The sequence below is a fragment of the Methylobacterium sp. TK31 genome (assembly GCF_055361545.1).
On record NZ_CM143964.1, the window covers coordinates 3,299,853 to 3,319,057 of the forward strand.

At 71.5% G+C, this 19,205-nt stretch carries 17 protein-coding genes; 11 read left to right on the forward strand and 6 right to left on the reverse strand.

Annotated elements, in window-relative coordinates; genetic code table 11:
- The first annotated feature begins 163 nt into the window (after positions 1-163).
- Positions 164-1,165 carry a lipid II:glycine glycyltransferase FemX gene (locus tag ACXJY8_RS15335; RefSeq protein ID WP_463770314.1) on the forward strand — a complete coding sequence of 334 codons (1,002 nt, stop codon included), beginning with the start codon at positions 164-166 and terminating at the stop codon, positions 1,163-1,165.
- Positions 1,166-1,187: 22 nt separating this feature from the next.
- Positions 1,188-2,492, forward strand: coding sequence for a lipopolysaccharide biosynthesis protein (locus tag ACXJY8_RS15340; RefSeq protein ID WP_463770316.1), 1,305 nt, complete (start codon positions 1,188-1,190; stop codon positions 2,490-2,492).
- Positions 2,493-2,559: 67 nt separating this feature from the next.
- Here the strand turns inward: ACXJY8_RS15340 and ACXJY8_RS15345 are convergent, their stop codons facing one another.
- The 4 genes from ACXJY8_RS15345 to ACXJY8_RS15360 form a co-directional block, all read right to left on the reverse strand.
- Positions 2,560-3,525: a UDP-glucuronic acid decarboxylase family protein gene (locus ACXJY8_RS15345; protein WP_463770318.1), complete on the reverse strand. Its 966-nt coding sequence runs from the start codon at positions 3,523-3,525 to the stop codon at positions 2,560-2,562.
- A 13-nt stretch (positions 3,526-3,538) separates the two neighbouring features.
- Entirely contained in the window at positions 3,539-4,912 is a 1,374-nt protein-coding gene (locus ACXJY8_RS15350) for a UDP-glucose dehydrogenase family protein (RefSeq protein WP_463770320.1), read from the reverse strand.
- A gap of 287 nt (positions 4,913-5,199) precedes the next feature.
- The gene (locus ACXJY8_RS15355; protein ID WP_463770322.1) at positions 5,200-5,409 is read right to left on the reverse strand and encodes a hypothetical protein; all 210 of its coding nucleotides are present in this window, start codon (positions 5,407-5,409) and stop codon (positions 5,200-5,202) included.
- Positions 5,410-5,744: 335 nt separating this feature from the next.
- On the reverse strand, positions 5,745-7,616 hold the full coding sequence (locus tag ACXJY8_RS15360; protein WP_463770324.1) for an ABC transporter ATP-binding protein: 1,872 nt from the start codon (positions 7,614-7,616) through the stop codon (positions 5,745-5,747).
- A 108-nt stretch (positions 7,617-7,724) separates the two neighbouring features.
- Between ACXJY8_RS15360 and ACXJY8_RS15365 the strand changes: the two genes are divergently transcribed.
- The 9 genes from ACXJY8_RS15365 (at position 7,725) to hslU (ending at position 16,189) form a co-directional block, all read left to right on the forward strand.
- Positions 7,725-8,192: a tRNA (cytidine(34)-2'-O)-methyltransferase gene (locus tag ACXJY8_RS15365; RefSeq protein ID WP_463770326.1), complete on the forward strand. Its 468-nt coding sequence runs from the start codon at positions 7,725-7,727 to the stop codon at positions 8,190-8,192.
- An 85-nt stretch (positions 8,193-8,277) separates the two neighbouring features.
- On the forward strand, positions 8,278-8,952 hold the full coding sequence (locus tag ACXJY8_RS15370) for a PspA/IM30 family protein (protein WP_463770330.1): 675 nt from the start codon (positions 8,278-8,280) through the stop codon (positions 8,950-8,952).
- 183 nt (positions 8,953-9,135) lie between these two features.
- Positions 9,136-9,405 (forward strand): YiaA/YiaB family inner membrane protein, encoded by a 270-nt coding sequence (locus tag ACXJY8_RS15375; RefSeq protein WP_463770332.1) that lies wholly within the window; start codon positions 9,136-9,138, stop codon positions 9,403-9,405.
- A gap of 67 nt (positions 9,406-9,472) precedes the next feature.
- On the forward strand, positions 9,473-10,399 hold the full coding sequence (gene hemF, locus ACXJY8_RS15380) for an oxygen-dependent coproporphyrinogen oxidase (protein WP_463770334.1): 927 nt from the start codon (positions 9,473-9,475) through the stop codon (positions 10,397-10,399).
- Entirely contained in the window at positions 10,396-10,986 is a 591-nt protein-coding gene (locus ACXJY8_RS15385; protein ID WP_463770336.1) for a suppressor of fused domain protein, read from the forward strand. Before hemF ends, ACXJY8_RS15385 begins: the two co-directional genes overlap by 4 nt.
- Complete coding sequence (locus ACXJY8_RS15390; RefSeq protein ID WP_463770338.1) at positions 10,986-12,119, forward strand: ATP-dependent DNA helicase; 1,134 nt, start codon at positions 10,986-10,988, stop codon at positions 12,117-12,119. The genes ACXJY8_RS15385 and ACXJY8_RS15390 overlap by 1 nt, the downstream gene beginning before the upstream one ends.
- Before the next feature lie 113 nt (positions 12,120-12,232).
- Entirely contained in the window at positions 12,233-12,769 is a 537-nt protein-coding gene (gene hslV, locus ACXJY8_RS15395; protein WP_463780676.1) for an ATP-dependent protease subunit HslV, read from the forward strand.
- A 79-nt stretch (positions 12,770-12,848) separates the two neighbouring features.
- Positions 12,849-14,519, forward strand: coding sequence for a methyl-accepting chemotaxis protein (locus ACXJY8_RS15400; RefSeq protein WP_463770340.1), 1,671 nt, complete (start codon positions 12,849-12,851; stop codon positions 14,517-14,519).
- Between the two features lie 356 nt (positions 14,520-14,875).
- Positions 14,876-16,189, forward strand: coding sequence for an ATP-dependent protease ATPase subunit HslU (hslU, locus tag ACXJY8_RS15405; RefSeq protein WP_463770342.1), 1,314 nt, complete (start codon positions 14,876-14,878; stop codon positions 16,187-16,189).
- Positions 16,190-16,208: 19 nt separating this feature from the next.
- On the opposite strand, the gene ACXJY8_RS15410 is transcribed toward hslU, so the two are convergent.
- Positions 16,209-17,840, reverse strand: a complete 1,632-nt coding sequence (locus ACXJY8_RS15410) for a methyl-accepting chemotaxis protein (protein ID WP_463770344.1) — start codon at positions 17,838-17,840, stop codon at positions 16,209-16,211.
- Between the two features lie 274 nt (positions 17,841-18,114).
- Complete coding sequence (locus ACXJY8_RS15415; protein WP_463770346.1) at positions 18,115-19,191, reverse strand: MBL fold metallo-hydrolase; 1,077 nt, start codon at positions 19,189-19,191, stop codon at positions 18,115-18,117.
- Positions 19,192-19,205 lie beyond the last annotated feature (14 nt).

Sequence of the window (19,205 nt, forward strand, 5' to 3'; positions counted from 1 at the left end):
AAATTAAGGATCTTCACAGTCTTGCCGGGAGAAGAGCCCGCCGCAGACGGGGATGCAAGGCGTTTGCCCGTAAGACGGCGCATCGGCCGCCACGGACGACCGTGAGAGGCGGCATGGATCGAGAGAACATGGATCGAGAGATGAGACGGGGCATGAAGGTCCGATGAGCGCGGCGCTGACCATCCGTCCCTGCGAGGACTCGGCCGTCTGGGACGAGGCGATCTGGTCGCTGCCCCGCGGCAACGTCTTCGCGTCCTGGATGTGGGGCACCTACAAGGCGAAGGTCGGCTGGGACGTGACCCGCCTCATCGTGCGCGATGCCAGCGAGGCGCCGCTGGGGCTGATCCAGGTCCAGGTGAAGCGGCGCGGCTTCGTGCGCTTCGTCCTGCTCCAGGGCTGCCCGCTCCTCACCGAGAAGGGCGAGAAGCACGCCGAGGCGGTGGTCGCCCTCCTGCTGGAGCATCTCGCGCTCGGCCGGCTCGACCTCCTGGCGGTGAGCTTCGAGCATTTCCAGTCCGACGCGATGCTGCTCGCCCTGCTGGGGCACGGCTTCGTGCCGGCGCAATCGGCCAAGTACTTCACCCTGGAACTCGACCTGACGGGCGGCACCGAGCCGATCCTGCAGGCGATGGACCAGCGCTGGCGCAAGGCCCTGCGCAAGGCCGAGCGCAACCCGGACCTGACCACCCGCTTCCTCACCGACCTCGACGAGCGCCTCGCCGCCTTCGACGCGTTCTGGGAGATGTACGGGGCGCTCCAGGCCCAGAAGGGCTTCCGCGACAGCCTGAACGGCGCGCATTTCCGCGACCTCGTCGCGCGCGACCCCCACCACCGCATCCTCGAGGTGCGCGAGAACGGCGAGCGCGTGCTGGTCCGCATCGCCCACGTCTCGGGCCAGCGCTTCACCGACTTCTACACCGCCTCCAACGACCGGGCCCGGGCCTGCGCCGCCCCGACCCTGGCGGTCTGGCGCTTCGTCGAGCAGGCCTGCGCGGAGGGACGCCGGACCTTCGATTTCGGGGGCATCGATCCCGCGAGCAACCGTGGGGTGTTCGAGTTCAAGCACGGCCTGAGCAAGAGGCCGGCCCTGAGCGGCCCGCGCTGGATCTACGGCCGCACGCCGCGCCTGCGGGACGCGGCGGCGGCGTTCCTGTCCTATCGCTGACCGACAGCCCCCCGGAAGGCCGATGGTCCCGCACGCCCCCGTCATGCCGACGCTCGACGACGAGACCGGGCTCGCCGCCCGCGCGCGGCGCTTCGTGCGGCGCCCGGCCCTGGCCTCGCTGCTCGACCAGGCCATGGTCAGCGGCTTCGGCTTCCTCAGCGGCATCGCCACCGCGCGGCTGGTCGGCATCGAGGAATTCGGCCTCTTCGTCCTGATCCTGATCGTGACGGCCTTCGCGCAGGGGCTGCACAACGCCCTGGTGACGGCGCCGATGATGACGCTGGCGGCGCGGGGCCGCCGCTCCGCCCCGACCTACGACGCCACGATCCTGGCCGCCGCCGTCCTGGCCGCCCTCCTGGCCGCGGCCGGGGTCGCCCTGGCCCTCGTCGCCATCTTCGCCCTGCGCCATCAGGCCGTGGCGGTCGGCGTGGTCGCCGCCGGCGCCGGCCTGACGCTGGCGCAGAACCTCCAGCTCACCGTGCGCCGGACGCTGTTCGCCCGCGGGCGCGGCCTCGTCGCGGTGGCGATGGACACGGCCCGGGCCGTCGCGTTCCCCCTGGCGCTCGCCCTGGCCTGGTGGTCGGGCCTCGTCCTCGACGCGGCGCTCGTCACCGCCCTTCTGGCGGGCACCGCCTTCGTCACCGCCGCCCCCCTCGCCTGGGGCATCTGGCGCGCCCCCCGGCGCTCGCTGCGCCTGAGGCCCGTGCTGCGCCGGCACTGGGGCATCGGCCGCTGGATGTTCCCCCTGGTCTTCGTGACCTTCGGGCAGGAGCAGATGGCCTGGATCCTCGCCGGGATCATGCTCGGCGACGAGGCGATCGGCGGCCTGCGCGCGGCGCAGTACCTCGTCGGCTTCGTCATCATCCTCCTGACCGCCACCGAGAACATCCTGCCCACGGCGGCGGCGCAGGCGCGCGAGGCCGGCGGCGACCGGGGCCTGCGCGCCTATCTCGCCCGGGCGACGCTGGTCCTCGGGCCGCTGGTCGGGCTGCTGCTCCTGGCCATCGCCCTGCCGGCCGGGACCTGGCTCACCCTGGTGTTCGGTCCGGCCTTCGCGGATTACGCCGTGAGCGTGCGCATCCTGGCTCTGGCGGTCGCCTGCATCTTCCTGCGCGATATGGCGACCCAGTACTTCCGCGCGACCCAGGACACCGGCCCGGTCTTCCGCGCCTTCGTGGTCAGCCTCGTGGTCTCGCTGGCGATCATGGTTCCGCTGATCGCCTGGGGCGGTATCACCGGCGCCGCCCTCGTCATCACCATCGGGCACGCAGTCTCGGCCACGCACCTGATCCTGCGGCGGCGCTCGGCCCGAACCCCGCCGGCGTGACGCCCGGGCGGCGCCACGCGGGCGACACCCCCCTCGATGACCCGCGCGCCGTCGCGGCGGCCTCCGGTCAGGCCGGGGCGTCCGCCCCGAGGAGACGGTCGAAATACCCGATGGTGTGCATCAGGCCTTCGCGGAGCGGGACCGTCGGCGCCCAGTCGAGCAGGGCCCGGGCCCGGGCGATGTCGGGCCGGCGCTGGCGCGGATCGTCGGGGGGCAGCGGGCGGGCGACGATGCGCGAGCGCGAGCCCGTCAGCTCGATCACGAGGTCGGCGAGCTCGCGGATCGAGAACTCGCCCGGATTGCCGAGATTGATCGGGCCGGTGACCTCGGGCCCGGTCCGCATCAGGCGCAGGACGCCGTCGACGAGGTCGTCCACGTAGCAGAAGGCCCGGGTCTGCGAGCCGTCGCCGTAGAGGGTGATGTCCGCGTTGCGCAGGGCCTGGACCACGATGTTCGACACCACCCGGCCGTCGTCGGGGTGCATGCGCGGGCCGTAGGTGTTGAAGATGCGCGCGACCTTGATCGCGACGGCGTGCTGGCGGTGGTAGTCGAAGAACAGCGTCTCGGCGCAGCGCTTGCCCTCGTCGTAGCAGGAGCGGTAGCCGATCGGGTTGACCCGGCCCCAGTAATCCTCCGGCTGCGGATGCACCTCAGGGTCGCCGTAGACCTCGCTGGTCGAGGCCTGGAAGATCGGGATCTTCAGGCGCTTGGCGAGGCCGAGCATGTTGATCGCCCCGATGACACTGGTCTTGGCCGTCTGCACCGGATCGAACTGGTAATGCACCGGCGAGGCCGGGCAGGCGAGATTGTAGATCTCGTCGACCTCGACGTAGAGCGGGAACGTCACGTCGTGGCGCATGAACTCGAAGCGCGGATTGTCCAGCAGCGCCGCGATGTTGCGGCGCGACCCGGTGAAGAGGTTGTCGACGCAGAGCACGTCGTGGCCCTGCGCCAGCAGCCGCTCGCAGAGATGGGAGCCCAGGAAGCCGGCCCCGCCGGTAACCAGGACCGTCTTCGCCTCGCCGTAACGCATGCCGGGTCCGGACCTAACCGTGCCGCGGGGCGTCGCCGCCGGGAGCCCGGAGGGCTTCCTGTTCGAGATGCTCGTCCCGGCTGGGGGCTTGGCCGACGCCTGTGTAGCGGAAGCCGCGCCGGCGCACGTCCTCGGCCTTGTAGACGTTGCGCAGGTCCACCAGCACCGGGGCGGTCATCGTGGTGCGCAGCCGGGCGAAATCGAGGGCCCGGAAGGCGTTCCACTCGGTGACGATCACCACCGCGTCGGCCCCGGCGGCGCATTCGTAGGCATCCCCCGCATAGGTCACGTTCGACAGGAGCGCGCGGGCCGCCTCCATGCCCTCCGGGTCGTAGGCGCGGACCACGGCGCCGCCGTCCTGCAGGCCGGTGATGATCGAGAGCGAGGGCGCGTCGCGCATGTCGTCGGTATTCGGCTTGAAGGTGAGGCCGAGGATCGCGATGGTCTTGCCCCGCACCGAGCCGCCGCAGGCCTGGATCACCTTGCGGGCCATGGCGCGCTTGCGCTGGTCGTTGACCGAGACCACCGTCTCGACGAGGCGGATCGGGGTGCCGGCATCCTGGGCGGTCTTGACCAGGGCCACGGTGTCCTTGGGAAAGCACGAGCCGCCGTAGCCCGGGCCGGCATGCAGGAACTTCGAGCCGATGCGGTTGTCGAGGCCGATGCCGCGGGCGACCTGCTGCACGTTGGCGCCGACCTGCTCGCAGAGGTCGGCGATCTCGTTGATGAAGGTGATCTTGGTGGCGAGGAAGGCGTTGGCGGCGTACTTCGTCAGCTCCGCGGTGCGCCGGTCGGTGTAGAGGATCGGCGCCTGGTTGAGGTAGAGCGGCCGGTAGACCTCGCCCATCACGGCGGACCCGCGCTCGCTGTCGGACCCGATGACGATGCGGTCGGGCCGCTTGAAGTCCTCGATCGCGGCGCCCTCGCGCAGGAATTCCGGGTTCGACACCACCGCCACCTCGGCGTCGGGCCGGGCCTCGCGGATGATGCGCTCGACCTCGTCGCCGGTCCCGACCGGGACGGTGGATTTCGTCACCACCACGGTGAAGCCGTTCAGGGCGTGGGCGATCTCGCGGGCCGCGGCATGGACGTAGGACAGGTCGGCGAAGCCGTCGCCGCGCCGCGACGGGGTGCCGACCGCGATGAACACCGCCTCCGCGTCGGCGACGGCGCCGGCGAGGTCGGTGGAGAAGCTCAGCCGCCCGTGGCGGACGTTCTCCGCCACCAGGGCCTCCAGCCCCGGCTCGTAGATCGGCATGCGCCCGGCATTCAGGAGGTCGATCTTGCCGGCATCGTTGTCGACGCAGATCACCTGGTGGCCGAAATCCGCCAGGCAGGTGCCCGAGACGAGGCCGACATAGCCGGAGCCAACCATCACGATGTGCATGACATGCCCTTCCCTGCCGGAGCGCCTGCCCGGCCCCGACATCTGCGCGATCCGAGGCGCCTAGCAGCCCGGGATGCGTTGATCCATCACAGAATCCGTCGGGCGAGTCCGAGAGGAGGGTATCGTCGCCGCAGGACAGCCGCGGGCGGATCACCTTGGCAATACTTAGCCGTGCACGAAGTAACTACTCCGCGCCGCCACGGGCCTGCCCCGAAACGGCGCCGGGCCCGGAGACCGTCGGGTGACGGTCTCCGGGCCCGGCCGGAAGAACGGGTCGGTTCTGAGGCTCAGGCGGTCGGGTAGGAGAACACGCCCACCGACTTGTGGAACTGCACGGTCTCGCGCGCCCGGTGGCGGCGGGCCTTGGCCAGGAGACGGCTGTCGAGGCGGTCGCCGCCGATATCGGCGAACTGCCGGTCGGTCAGGTCCGCGATCTCGCGGGCCGAGGCGTTCTCCTTCCAGGAGGACCGGATGTGGTTGATGATCGAATGTACCATGGGAATGAGGTCCGAAACGGTTCGTGCAGCGGAGCCTGTCGCCCCGTCGCCATGGCCCTGATGTAGGCCTCGCCGCGGTGCAGCACGAGCGGTGATGCGGCCGGTCTGGTATGCAGGATGGACATGAAACGGGCAGTGGTTGATTAACCTCTGCGCATTTTTGCCCTAACCCCCTCTTGACGCTGTGGTTTCCAGCGCTTCGCCGCGGTTCGGCGGACCGCTCCTGCCCAATGCACTGGCAGCCGCGGCCCGCCGCATGTGCGGTGCAGCACGGATGTCCCGGAACCGGACGCCTCCCGGGGCGTCGCCGCCTCCCATATGGGCGGGCCGGCCGCCTATTCGGCGGCCGCCTCGTAGGGCTCGGCGACGAGGCCGTCGGCGAGGAAGCCGCCGGACTGGCGCTCCCACAGCCGGGCATAGAGGCCGCCGCGCGCGACCAGCTCCGCATGGGTGCCCTCCTCGATGACCCGGCCGGCATCGAGCACGATCAGGCGGTCGAGGGCCGCGATGGTCGAGAGGCGGTGGGCGATGGCCAGCACCGTCTTGCCCTCCATCAGCGTGTCGAGGCTTTCCTGGATCGCCGCCTCGACTTGGCTGTCGAGGGCCGAGGTCGCCTCGTCGAGGATGAGGATCGGGGCGTCCTTGAGGATGACCCGCGCGATGGCGATGCGCTGGCGCTGCCCGCCCGAGAGCTTCACGCCGCGCTCGCCCACCTGGGCGTCGTAGCCGGTGCGGCCCTTGTGGTCGACGAGGTCGCGGATGAAGGTGTCGGCCTGGGCGAGGCGGGCGGCGCGCTCCACCTCGGCCTGGGTGGCGTCGGGGCGGCCATACGCGATGTTGTCGCGGATCGAGCGGTGCAGCAGCGAGGTGTCCTGGGTCACCATGGCGATGGCGCTGCGCAGCGACCCCTGCGACACCCCGGCGATGTCCTGGCCGTCCACGAGGATGCGGCCGCTCTCCAGGTCGTGCAGGCGCAGGAGCAGCGCGGTGATCGTGGTCTTGCCGGCGCCGCTGACGCCGACGAGGCCGACCTTCTCACCCGGGCGGATGCGTAGGCTCAGGTCCTCGATGATGGCGGCGTCGTCGCGGCCGTAGTGGAAGCTGACGTTCTCAAAGCGGATGTCGCCGCCCGAGACCGCCAGGGTCGCGGCATCGGGCCGGTCGGTGATGGCGTGCGGACGGGCGATCGTCTGCATGCTCTCCTGGATCACGCCGACATTCTCGAAGATGCCCCGCACGGTCTGCATCACCCAGCCCGACATCGCCATCAGGCGCAGGACCAGGGCGAGGCCGGCCGAGGCCTCGCCGGTGGTCATGCCGCCGCGCTGCCACAGGATCACGCAGACGCTGGCGGTCGCCAGGATCAGCAGGCTGTTGAGGAGGCCGAGCAGGGTCGTGGTGCTGCTCACCAGCCGGAACTGGTGCAGGTAGGCCTTGGTGTGCACGTCGACGGCGTCGCGCACCGCCGCGCGCTCCTCGCGGTCGCGGGCGAAGAGCTTCACGGTCAGGATGTTGGTGTAGCTGTCGACGATGCGCCCGATCAGGGCCGAGCGCGTGTCGGCGGTGAGCAGCGAGCGGGACCGGGCCCGGGGCACGAACCAGCGCGTCAGGGCCGCGTAGGCCGCGATCCACAGCACCACCGGCAGGGCGAGCCACAGGGAGATCGAGCCGAACAGGCCGACCGCCGTCACCGCGTAGATCGCGACGTAGAGCAGGGTGTCGATGAACACGACGGCGAGCTCGCGCACCGCCGGGCCGACCTGCACCACCCGGTTGGCGAGGCGCCCGGCGAAGTCGGCCTGGAAGTACGAGAGCGAGTGGCCGAGGGTGTAGAGGTGCGTGCGCCAGCGGATCTGGTTCGTCGCCTGGGGCACGATGAGCTGGTTCGACAGGATCTCGTGCAGCCAGATCGTGATCGGGCGCACCACGAGGAGGAGGCCGGCCGCCAGCATCAGGCCGGTGCCGTGCTCCTGCCACAGGGTGGCGCGGTCGGCCTTGTTCAGGAGGTCGATGAACCAGCCCATCAGCAGGTAGAGCGAGGCCTCCACCGACCCGGCCAGCACCGCCACCACGAACAGGATCGCCAGGGCGCCGCGGATCGGCCGCAGGTAGAAGCCCGCGAAGCCGAGCACCGATTTCGGCGGCATGCGGCCGTCGTCGAACGGCGCGAAGGTGTCGATCCGGCGCTCGAGCCAATCGAGAAACATGAGAACATCCGGTTGCTGCAGCGCCCCCTTAGCTATGCCGCCTTGACCGTCTGCCAACCGGGGGGCGATGCCGCACGGACCCGTCCGCCCCGTCCCGAGCCGCCGCCGATGATCCGCCTCGCCCTCTACCAGCCCGACATCCCGCAGAACACCGGCACCCTGCTGCGCATGGCCGCCTGCCTCGGCGCCGCCGTGGAGATCATCGAGCCCGCCGGCTTCGACGTCTCGGACCGGCACCTGCGCCGCTCGGGCCTCGACTACCTCGACCGGGTCGCGGTCACCCGCCACCGCTCGTGGGACGCGTTCTCGGACTGGCGCCGCGCGGAGAACATCCGCCTCGTCCTCGCCACCACGCAGGGCGCCCTGCCCTACACCGCCTTCGCCTATCGCGACGGCGACTGCCTGCTGATGGGCCGGGAATCGGCCGGCGTGCCCGAGGCCGTCCACGCCGCGGCGGAGGCCCGGGTGGTGGTGCCGATCCGCCCCGACCTGCGCTCGCTCAACGTCGCGGTCTGCGCCGCGATGATCCTGGGCGAGGCCCTGCGCCAGACCGAGGGCTTTCCGGGCGCTGATTGAACGCCGTGCAATACCGCACTTGAACGGTGTTCAAACCATGCGACAACCGGGGGGTGGACAGCAGCCACGCACCCGGAGCCCGACGATGCTCAGATTGTTTCGAACCCTCGCCCGCGGCGCCGCCGCCCGCGCCGAACAGGACCTCTTCGACCGCAAAGCCCTCCTGATCCTCGACCAGCAGATCCGCGAGACCCGCGCCGCCCTGGAGCGCAGCCGCCAGGCGCTCGCCGCCGCCGTGGCCGGCGACCGGGCCGAGGAGCGCCGCCTCGCCGAGGTCGAGGCCCGCGCCGCCGATCTCGAGACCCGCGCCGTGGCGGCGCTCCAGTCCGGGCGCGACGACCTCGCGGGGCAGGCGGCCGAGGCACTCGCCGAACTGGAGGCCGAGCGCGACGCCATCCGCGCCGCCCGGAGCCGCTTCGCCAGCGAGCTCGCTCGCATCCGCGCCAAGGTCGCCGACGCCACCCGGCGCCAGGCGGAGCTGGAACGGGGCCGCCGCCTCGCCGCCGCGGCCGAGACGGCCCGGCGCCTGCGGGTGAGCGCGGCCCCGCAGGACCGGGCGACGCTCAAGGAGGCCGAGGCGACCCTGGCCCGCCTGCGCAGCCTCCAGGCCGAGGCCGACGACACCGAGGAGGCCCTGCGCGAGGCCGAGCCCGGCGCCGACATCGCCGAGCGGATGGAACGCGCCGGCTTCGGCCCGAGCACCCGCCCGGCCCCCTCCGCGATCCTCGACCGCCTGCGCGCCCGGGCGCAGGGGGCCTGACCGCCACGCCCACGCTCCCTCTGTGGAGCAGGCGGGAGAGTGGACGCCCCCTCCGAAGACCGCTCTCCCCTCATCCGACCCGCTGCGCGGGCCACCTTCTCCCGCAGCGGGGAGAAGGGATGCACCGCGACGTTCCGCACGAATCCCGCCTTCCGACATCACCCCAACCCGAGGAGAACTCCCATGACCAACGAGACCACGCAGCATTCCGGCGCCTGGGTCGCCTTCACCTACGCCTCGTTCCTCGGCTCCGCCGCGATGGTGGGCCTCGGCATCCTGTTCATGCCCATGGACATCTGGATCAAGGGCTACCTCGCCATGGGCACGATCATGCTGATGCAGTCCTGCATCACCGCCACCAAGACGATCCGCGACGTCCACGAGGGCCGGCGCATGGTCAACCGGATCGAGGACGCCAAGACCGAGCGGCTGCTGATGTCGGTGAAGGATTGAGCCGCGGCGGGATCGTGGCCGCTCCGGCGAATTGACGGCCGGGCGGCGGGATGGGACATCCCCCGGCATGACGATGCCCGAATCCTCCGTCCCCCCGCTGCCCGAGGCCGAGCGCGACGCCGTCAAGGCCGAGGCGACGGCGTGGTTCACCACCCTGCGCGACCGGATCGTGGCCGCCCTGGAGACCCTGGAGGCGGAGGCGACGGGCCCCTTCCATCCCGACGCCCCGGCCGAGCCCGGCACCTTCGTGAAGACCCCCTGGCAGCGCACGGACCACACCGGTGCGCCCGGCGGCGGCGGCACCATGGCGATGATCAAGGGCCGGGTCTTCGAGAAGGCCGGCGTCCACGTCTCGGCCGTGCACGGCGAATTCGCCCCCGAGTTCCGCGCCCAGATGCCGGGCGCCGCCGAGGACCCGCGCTTCTTCGCCACCGGGATCTCGCTGATCGCGCATCCCTGGAATCCGAACGTGCCGACGGTGCACATGAACACCCGCTTCGTGGTGACCACGAAGACCTGGTTCGGCGGCGGCGCCGACCTGACCCCGGTGCTCGACCGGCGCCGGATCCAGGACGACCCGGATTCGCTGGCCTTCCACGCGGCGATGCGCGAGGCCTGCGAGGCCCATGCCCCGGCCGCCGACTATGCCCGCTACAAGGCCTGGTGCGAGGAGTACTTCCACCTCAAGCACCGCAACGAGCCGCGCGGCATCGGCGGCATCTTCTACGACTACCACTGGACCGGCGACCCGAAGGCCGACCTCGCCTTCACCCGCGACGTCGGCGGGGCCTTCCTCAAGGCCTACCCGGCCATCGTGCGCGCCAACCTGTCCACCCCCTGGACCGAGGCGGACCGGCTGGAGCAGCAGGTCCGGCGCGGGCGCTACGTGGAGTTCAACCTGCTCTACGACCGCGGTACGATCTTCGGCCTGAAGACCGGCGGCAACGTCGCCTCGATCCTCTCGTCGCTGCCCCCGACGGTGCGCTGGCCGTGAGCGCCCCGGCCGCCCCGCCGGCGGACATCACCGAGACCAACCGCGCGGTGGCGCGGATGCTGGCGGGCGCCTTCGGCGGCCGCCCCTCCGTCGCCCGGCACGCCGACGAGACCGGGCGCAGCCACGTCGACATCCTGACCTGCCTGGACGCCCCGCGCCCCGGCCTCACCGCCTGCGCGACGGTGACCCTGGCCAACCACCCGCTCTACCAGGACGGCGCCGAATTTCCCGGGCGCTGCGAGATCCTGGCCGTCGGCACCGACCCGGACGTGGCGCGCATGCTGGCGGCCTGCGCCTTCCAGGTCATCGAGGGGCGCTGGTTCCTCGCCCCCGGCATCGTCTTTCCCGGCCTGCTCACGGGCCTGTCGGCCAGCCTCGCCCACGTCCTGTTCGTGCCGCCGGCCCTGTTCGAGGCGCGCCTGCAGACGCTGCCCACGCCCGACGCGGCGCTGGCCTTCCTCCAGGCGGTGCCGATTTCGCAGGCCGAGTACGCCTTCGCGCAGGATTCCGGCGGCGATGCCCTGGAGGATCTGTTCGCGACGCGCGGCACCGACCTCTTCGACCTCCAGCGGCCCTCGGTGCTCTGATGGCCGAGACCGACACCAGGACGGATCTGCCGACCCGCTTCGCCCCGCAGCAGGACGCGGCCCTGAAGGCGATCTCGGCGTGGCGCAAGTCCGGCGGCCAGCAGGTCTTCCGCCTGTTCGGCTATGCCGGCACCGGCAAGACCACCCTCGCCCGCCGCATCGCCGACGACGTCGAGGGCACGGTGGTGTTCGGCGCCTTCACGGGCAAGGCCGCCTCGGTGATGCGCCAGAAGGGCTGCCACGACGCGGCGACCATCCACAGCCTGATCTACCGCACCAAGGAGACCGAGGATGGCGGCCCGGCCTTCACCCTGAACCGGACCGGGCCGGTCTCGAAAGCCGAGCTGATCGTGATCGACGAGTGCTCGATGGTCGATTCGGATCTCGGCAACGACCTCCTGTCCTTCGACCGGCCGGTGCTGGTGCTCGGCGACCCGGCCCAGCTGCCGCCGGTGCGCGGGGGCGGCTTCTTCACCGAGGCCGAGCCCGACGTGATGCTCACCGACGTCCACCGGCAGGCCGCCGACGATCCCATCGTCCGGATGGCGATGACGGTGCGCGAGGGCGGGCGCCTGTCGATCGGCGAATACGGCGAGAGCCGCATCGTCTCGCGCCGCGACATCGACCCGGCCGTGGTGCTGCAGGCCGACCAGGTGCTGGTGGGCATGAACAAGACCCGGCGGCTCTACAACAACCGCCTGCGCGAACTCGCCGGCCACACCGACCCGATGCCGGCGGTGGGCGAGAAGCTGGTCTGCCTGCGCAACGACCGCACCAAGGGCCTGCTCAACGGCTCGACCTGGACGGTCCACGCCCAGCGCTCCTCGCCGCGCGCCGACACGGTGCGCCTCGACGTGGTGCCGGAGGACGACCCGGCCCTGCGCCGCCGCCCGGTGGACATCAAGGTGCTCAAGGCCGTGATGTCGGGCTCCGAGGAGGAGATCCCGGCCTTCCTGAAGCGCGAGACCGACGAGTTCACCTACGGCTACGCCCTGACCGTCCACAAGGCGCAGGGCTCGCAATGGGACGACGTCGTGCTGTTCGACGAATCCTTCGCCTTCCGCGAGCACCGGGCGCGCTGGCTCTATACGGGCCTGACCCGGGCGGCCAAGCGGATCACCGTGGTGGTGTAGGGCGGTGGCATTCGGGGCCGGGCGCGCCTACCTCCCTCCCGAACCCCGCTTCTCCCACGCACCCGACATCCCAGGAGCCAGACTTGGCGCACGATTCGAACGGCCCGCCGCAGATGCACGCCACCACCATCCTGATGGTCCGCAAGGGCGGCCGGGTGGTGATCGGCGGCGACGGGCAGGTCAGCCTCGGCCAGACCATCGTCAAGGGCAATGCCCGCAAGGTCCGGCGCCTCGCCAAGGGCGCGGTGATCGGCGGTTTCGCCGGCGCCACGGCGGACGCCTTCACGCTGTTCGAGCGGCTGGAGGCCAAGCTGGAGCAGTATCCGGGGCAGCTGACCCGGGCCTGCGTCGAGCTGACCAAGGACTGGCGCACCGACCGCTACCTGCGCCGCCTGGAGGCGATGATGCTGGTCGCCGACAAGGAGGTCGGCCTGCTGCTCTCGGGGGCGGGCGACGTGCTGGAGCCGGAGAGCGGCGTGATGGCGATCGGCTCGGGCGGCAATTACGCCCTCGCCGCCGCCCGTGCGCTCGAAGACAGCAGTCACGATGCGGAAGAAATCGTCCGTCGAGCCATGCGGATCGCGGCCGAGATCTGCGTCTACACCAATGACAGTCTCGTGATCGAGACGCTGGAGACCTCCGAAATCTGACGGATTCTCCGTCCGTTAACCGAAGATTTCGAGATACTGCCTACCAGCTTGCAGACAAGCTCCGGGCAGGGTCTCGAACATGACGATCAAGGCGAAGATACTCATGTTCGTCCTGGCCTGCGGGGCGATCACCCTGCTGGTCGCCGGCGTCGGCATCGGCACCCTCTCGGCCTTCAACGACGCGATGATCGAGTCCCGGCACGCGGCCCGCCGGGCCCTCGACGCCGCCAACGTCAACCGCCTCGTCAGCAACGTCGTGCTCGAATCCCGCGGCGTCTACGCCGCCAAGGACATTGCCGACGCGCAGAAATATGCCGACCGGCTGCGCCAGAACCTGACGGCGATGAACGCGCTCCTGGCCGTCTGGGGCGCGCGCGTGCCGGAGGCCGAGCGGGCGCAGTTCGCCCGCGTCGCCGAGGGCGCGGCCACCTTCACCACCCTGCGCCTGGAGATCGCCCGGGCCGGAACCGCGATCGCCCCGAAGGCCGCGGCGGATCTCGGCTTCAACGAGGCCAACCGGGCCAACCGGCAGGCCTTCCAGGATTCGATCGACGCCCTGGTCGCCAGCGGCCAGGCCCAGGTCGCCGCCATCGATGCCGCCACCGATGCCCTCTACGCCAGCCGCCGGACCCTGCTGATCGCCCTCGCGGTGGGCGGCACGCTCGCGGGCCTCGGCCTCGGCCTCGTCGTCGGCCACCGCCAGATCGCCGCGCCCCTCGCCCGGGTCACCGCCGCGATCCGGCGCCTGTCCGAGGGCCAGCTCGACCTGCCGGCCGTGAAGCCCGGCCGGGACGAGATCGGCGCGATCTGGGCCAGCATGCAGGTCTTCGCCCACTCGATGCGGGAGAGCGCGGTCCTGCGGGCGACCCAGGACGAGGCCGCCGGCCTCGCCTCCAGCCGCCGCCGGACCGAGCGGACCGAACTCGCCGACCGCTTCCAAGGCAGCGTCGGCGCCCTGGTGGGCGACCTCTCGGACGCCGCCGCCGCCATGGAGGAGACCGCCCGGACGATGTCGGCCCAGGCCGAGCGCACCAACCGGCAATCGGCCGCGGTGATGCGCGCCGCCCAGGAGACGGCGCAGAACGTCCAGGCGGTGGCCGCCGCCACCGAGGAGCTCGCCGCCACCGCCAACGAGATCGGCCAGCAGGTCGGCCAGACCTCGGCCGCCGCGGCCGAGGCCGTCGAGAGCAGCCGGCAGACCAATGCCCGCGTCGAGGCCCTGGCCGAGGGCGCCGCCCGCATCGGCGACGTCGTCGCCCTGATCTCGAACATCGCCGGCCAGACCAACCTGCTGGCGCTCAACGCCACCATCGAGGCGGCCCGCGCCGGCGAGGCGGGCCGGGGCTTCGCCGTGGTCGCCACCGAGGTGAAGACCCTGGCGGCCCAGACCGCCAAGGCCACGGACGAGATCACGGCCCAGATCGGCATGATCCAGGCCGCCACCCGGGAGACCGTGGAGGCGATCCGCGAGATCGGCACCACCATCGGCAGCGTGCACCACATCGCCCTCGGGGTCGCGGCCGCGGTGGAGGAGCAGCAGGTCGCCACCCAGGAGATCGCCCGCAGCGTCAACGACGCCGCCCGCGGCACCCACGACGTCACCGAGACCATGGCCGAGGTCCAGGGCGCGGCCGTCGAGGTCGGCGCCGGAGCCGCGCAGGTCCTGGCCTCGGCGGCGGAACTCGCCCGGCGCTCCAGCGCCCTCGACGGCGAGGTCACGCACTTCGTCGGCTCGATCCGGGCCGCCTGAGGCGCCGGGACGACTGGAAAGGGCGGCGCGGCGCGCTTAAGTCGGGGGCGTGCGCCAGTCAGCCCCCTCCCCCGCCCGATGCGGCCTCGCCCCTGCACGGCCAGGGGCGGCCGGCCGCGAGGTCCCGTCGTGATCCCCGCCGGCCGCCCTGCGCCGAGACGCGCCGCGCGAGGCCGCGCCGGCGCCGATCGGGCGTGCCCCGCCACCGCCGGGGTCTTCCGCACGGCGCCGGGTGGCGGCCGGCGCCCCGCGCGTGCGCCGGTCGCCCGCGGCCTCCCCTGCTTTCTGCCCTGCTTTCTGCCCTGCCCCCTGCCCCGCCCCTTGGCAGCCCGGCTGCCGCATCCGACCGGAGCGTGATGACCACCTTCTCCCCCCGCGAGATCGTCTCGGAACTCGACCGCTTCATCGTCGGGCAGGCCGACGCCAAGCGCGCCGTCGCCATCGCGCTGCGCAACCGCTGGCGCCGGCAGCAGCTCACCGGCCCCCTGCGCGAGGAGGTCGCCCCGAAGAACATCCTGATGATCGGCCCGACGGGCTGCGGAAAGACCGAGATCGCCCGCCGCCTCGCGCGCCTCGCCGGCGCGCCCTTCCTCAAGATCGAGGCCACCAAGTTCACGGAGGTCGGCTATGTCGGCCGCGACGTGGAGCAGATCGTACGCGACCTCGTGGAGGTCGGCATCGGCCTCAAACGCGAGGAGAAGCGCCGCTCGGTGAAGGCCAAGGCCGAGGCGGCGGCGGAGGCGCGCATCCTCGACGCCCTCGTCGGCCCGACCGCGAGCCAGGCCACCCGCGACAGCTTCCGCAAGAAGCTGCGGGCGAGCGAACTCGACGACAAGGAGGTCGAGATCGAGCTCTCCGGCGCCGCCCCGGGCGGCCTGCCGATGTTCGAGATCCCCGGCATGCCGGGCGCCTCGATGGGCGCGGTCAATCTCGGCGACATGCTCGGCAAGGCGCTCGGCGGCCAGAAGGGCAAGCCGCGCCGGATGACGGTGAAGGACGCCTACGCACCCCTGCTGGCCGAGGAATCCGACAAGCTCGTCGATGCCGAGTCCCTGACCCAGGAGGCGATCCGCGAGGTCGAGGACAACGGCATCGTCTTCCTCGACGAGATCGACAAGATCTGCGCCCGCGAGGGCCGTTCCTCGGCCGACGTCTCCCGCGAGGGCGTGCAGCGCGACCTCCTGCCCCTGATCGAGGGCACCACGGTGGCGACGAAGCACGGGCCGGTGAAGACCGACCACATCCTGTTCATCGCCAGCGGCGCCTTCCACGTCTCGAAACCCTCCGACCTGCTGCCGGAGCTGCAGGGCCGCCTGCCGATCCGCGTCGAGCTGCAGCCGCTCACCGTCGAGGATTTCCGCCAGATCCTGACCTCGACGGAGGCGAGCCTGCTGAAGCAGACCGTGGCGCTGATGCAGACCGAGGGCGTCACCCTGGAATTCAGCGAGGATGCGGTGGACGCGCTGGCCCGCGTCGCGGTCGACGTGAACAACTCGGTGGAGAACATCGGCGCCCGCCGGCTCCAGACCGTGCTGGAGCGCGTCATCGACGAGATTTCCTTCACGGCCACCGACCGCTCCGGCGAGACCGTGCCGATCGACGCCGCCTACGTGCGCGCCCGGGTCGAGAGCCTGGCGGCCAACGCGGATCTGAGCCGCTTCATCCTCTGAGGTCCGGGCCGTCGCGGCGTCAGGCCGCGACGGCTTCGAGGAAGCGGCCGATCTCGGCCTCCAGGCCCGACGCCACGTCCTCGACGGAGGCGGCGCTGCCCTGGACGCCCTCCGCCATCGCCGCCGTCCGGCGGGTGGCGTCGGTGACCGTGCCGAGGTCGCGCGCGATGGCGACCGAGGTGGTCGCGGTGTTGCCGGCGTTGCGCGAGATCTCGCCGGTGGCCTCGCCCTGCATGGCGACTGCGGCCGCGAGATCCTTCGTCATCGCGCTGATCGTGCCCATCCGATCGGTCATGCGCCCGATGGCGTCCACCGCCTGACCCGTCGAGGTCTGGACCGAGGCGACCTGGCTGGCGATCTCGTCGGTCGCCTTGGCGGTCTGGGTCGCCAGCGCCTTGACCTCGGAGGCGACCACGGCGAAGCCGCGGCCCGCCTCGCCGGCCCGGGCCGCCTCGATGGTGGCGTTGAGCGCCAGCAAGTTGGTCTGGTCGGCGATGGCGCGGATCAGGCCCACCACGTCGCCGATGCGCTGAGCCGTCCCGACGAGCTCGCCCATGCGGGCGTTGGTGCCGGAGGCCTCGTCGAAGGCCGCCTCGACTTCGCCCTTGGCGGCATCGAGGCGACCGCTGATCTCCACGATCGAGGCCGTCAGTTCCTCCGCGGCGCTGGCCACCGTCTGGACGTGGGCGGAGGTCTCGCGCGAACCGGCGGAGGCCCCCTCCACGGCGAGCGAGGCCTCGGCGGAGGCGCTCGACATCGCCGCCGCGCGGGTGCGCAGGTCGCCGGTCTGCGTGCCGACGGCGTTCAGGGCCTCCGCGACACGGGTGCGGAAGCGCGCGATCTCGGCGTCGAGGAGCGCCCGGCGGTCCTGGGCGACCTGGCTCATGGCCGACCGGTCGGATTCGAGCGCCCGGGCCCGCAGGCTGGTGTCGCGCAGGGCCTCCAGGGCCCGTGCGACGGCGCCGACCTCATCCCGGGCGTCCCGGTAGGGAATGGCCCCCTCGTAGTCGCCGGCCACCAGGCCCGAGGTCCGATCCGCGATCACCCGGATCGGCCGGAACAGGCGAACGGCCACGAGGCCGACGAGGAGGCAGGCCAGCACCGCCACCGACAGGATGGTCCAGCGCATGGCCGCCATGGTCTGGGCATAGACCGCCTCGTAGGCCTCCAGGGGCACGCCGACATACAGGATGCCGTTGACGCGCCCGGCCGGGTCGAGGGTCGGCTGGTAGACCGTGAGGTAGGAGCGGCCGAACAGGGTCGCGGGGCCGCTATAGGCCTTGCCGGTGCGGATCAGGGGTTGTGCCGGGTGATCGGCCGCCAGGGCCGTGCCCACCGCCCGCTCACCGCGCTCGTTCTTCACCGTGGTCACGCGCCGCACGAAGCGGTCGCCGGCCGGGTCGTAGGCGAACACGGTCGCGGTGCCGCCGACATACGCCACGGTGCGGTCGACGATGGCCTCGTCGGCCAGGCCCCCGAGATCGGGCGTGCGCACCGCCGTCACCCGCTCGCCGTCGAAGGCGATCTCGGCCGCCGGAATCCGGTCGCCGACGACCATACCGAGGGTGCGCAGGTGGCGCTCGCCATCGGCCCGCTGCTTGGCGTCGAGCTGGGAGCCGATCTCGTACCCCGTCACAAGCAACAGGGCCACGGATACCAGCAAGATTGCACCAGCTGCCAGTAGTAAGACCTTCGCAGTCAGCGTCCTAAGGAGAATCATCGTGCAACCCGTATGCGATCATCGTCAACGTATGATCGAGACTTGGGCGACAGGTGCTATCACGACCTTAACGACACAGGTCTTGGTACGATTTCATCGCTTTCTGCCAGGCATCAGAACGATGATCTTCTACAGACTCAAATCATCTTCCGGGAAACAAATCCTGACCTTCCCTGAGTTCGGTGTCGGGTCGCCGGCATAGAAATTACGCCTCCCAGACCTGCCCGGGGCGCATCGCCACGAATCGCTCCGGCGCGAGGCCGTGCTCGGCGCAGGCCTGGGCCAGGGCCTCCACGGGCTGCTCGATGCCCTCGTCGGTGAGCTGGAAGGTGCCCCAGTGGTGGCCGAGCATCTGGTCGGCCCCGAGGAGCAGGCCGGCCTCCACCGCCTCGGCCGGGTTCATGTGCTGGTCCTGCATGAACCAGCGCGGCTCGTAGGCGCCGATCGGCAGGGTGGCGAGGCGCGGCGGCCCGAAGCGGGCGCGGGCCTCCCGGAAGGTCGCGCCGTCGCGCAGCCCCGTATCGCCCGAATGGTAGTGCACGCCCACCGGGGTCGTGAGGACGAAGGAGCACCATAGTGCCATGCGCCGGTCGTTCAGGCCGCGGGCCGACCAGTGATGGGCGGGGGTGACGTGGACGGTGAGGCCGCCGCCGAGATCCACCGCCTCGCCCCAGTCGCGGGTCTCCACGTGCATGGTGTCGTCGTAGGCGCGCAGGATCGCCTCGTTGCCGAGGGGCGCCAGGATCAGCGGCTGATGCGCCTGCCAGATCCGCGCCAGTGCCGGTCCGTCGAGATGGTCGTAGTGGTTGTGGGTGATCAGCACCGCGTCGATGGGGGGCAGGTCGGCGAAGGCGATGCCCGGCGGGTTCACGCGCTTGGGCCCGGCGAAGCGCACCGGGCTCGCCCGGCGGGCATAGACGGGATCGACCAGGATGTTGCGGCCGGCGACCTGGAACAGGTAGCTCGCATGACCGATCAGGGTGACGCGCAGGCCCGCGACCCGCTCCGGCGGCCGGTCGGGCGCGTAGGGGCTGGGGTGGAAGGCGGGCCAGGTCTGGCGCAGGGGACTGTCGACCCCGCGCCGGGAGCGCCAGCGGGCGATGTCGCCGAGGGTCTTGTCCGCCGGCTGGTCCGGGCTGTGGAAGCGGACCCCGTCGAAATGGTCGCTGCGCGGACCGCGGTAATAGGGATTGCGACCGCGCTTGTGGGCGGCATAGCCGACCCCGCCGAGCGTCATCACGGTGGCGGCGCTCAGCGCCTTGATCAGACTTTGCCGTTTCATGGACCCGAAATGGC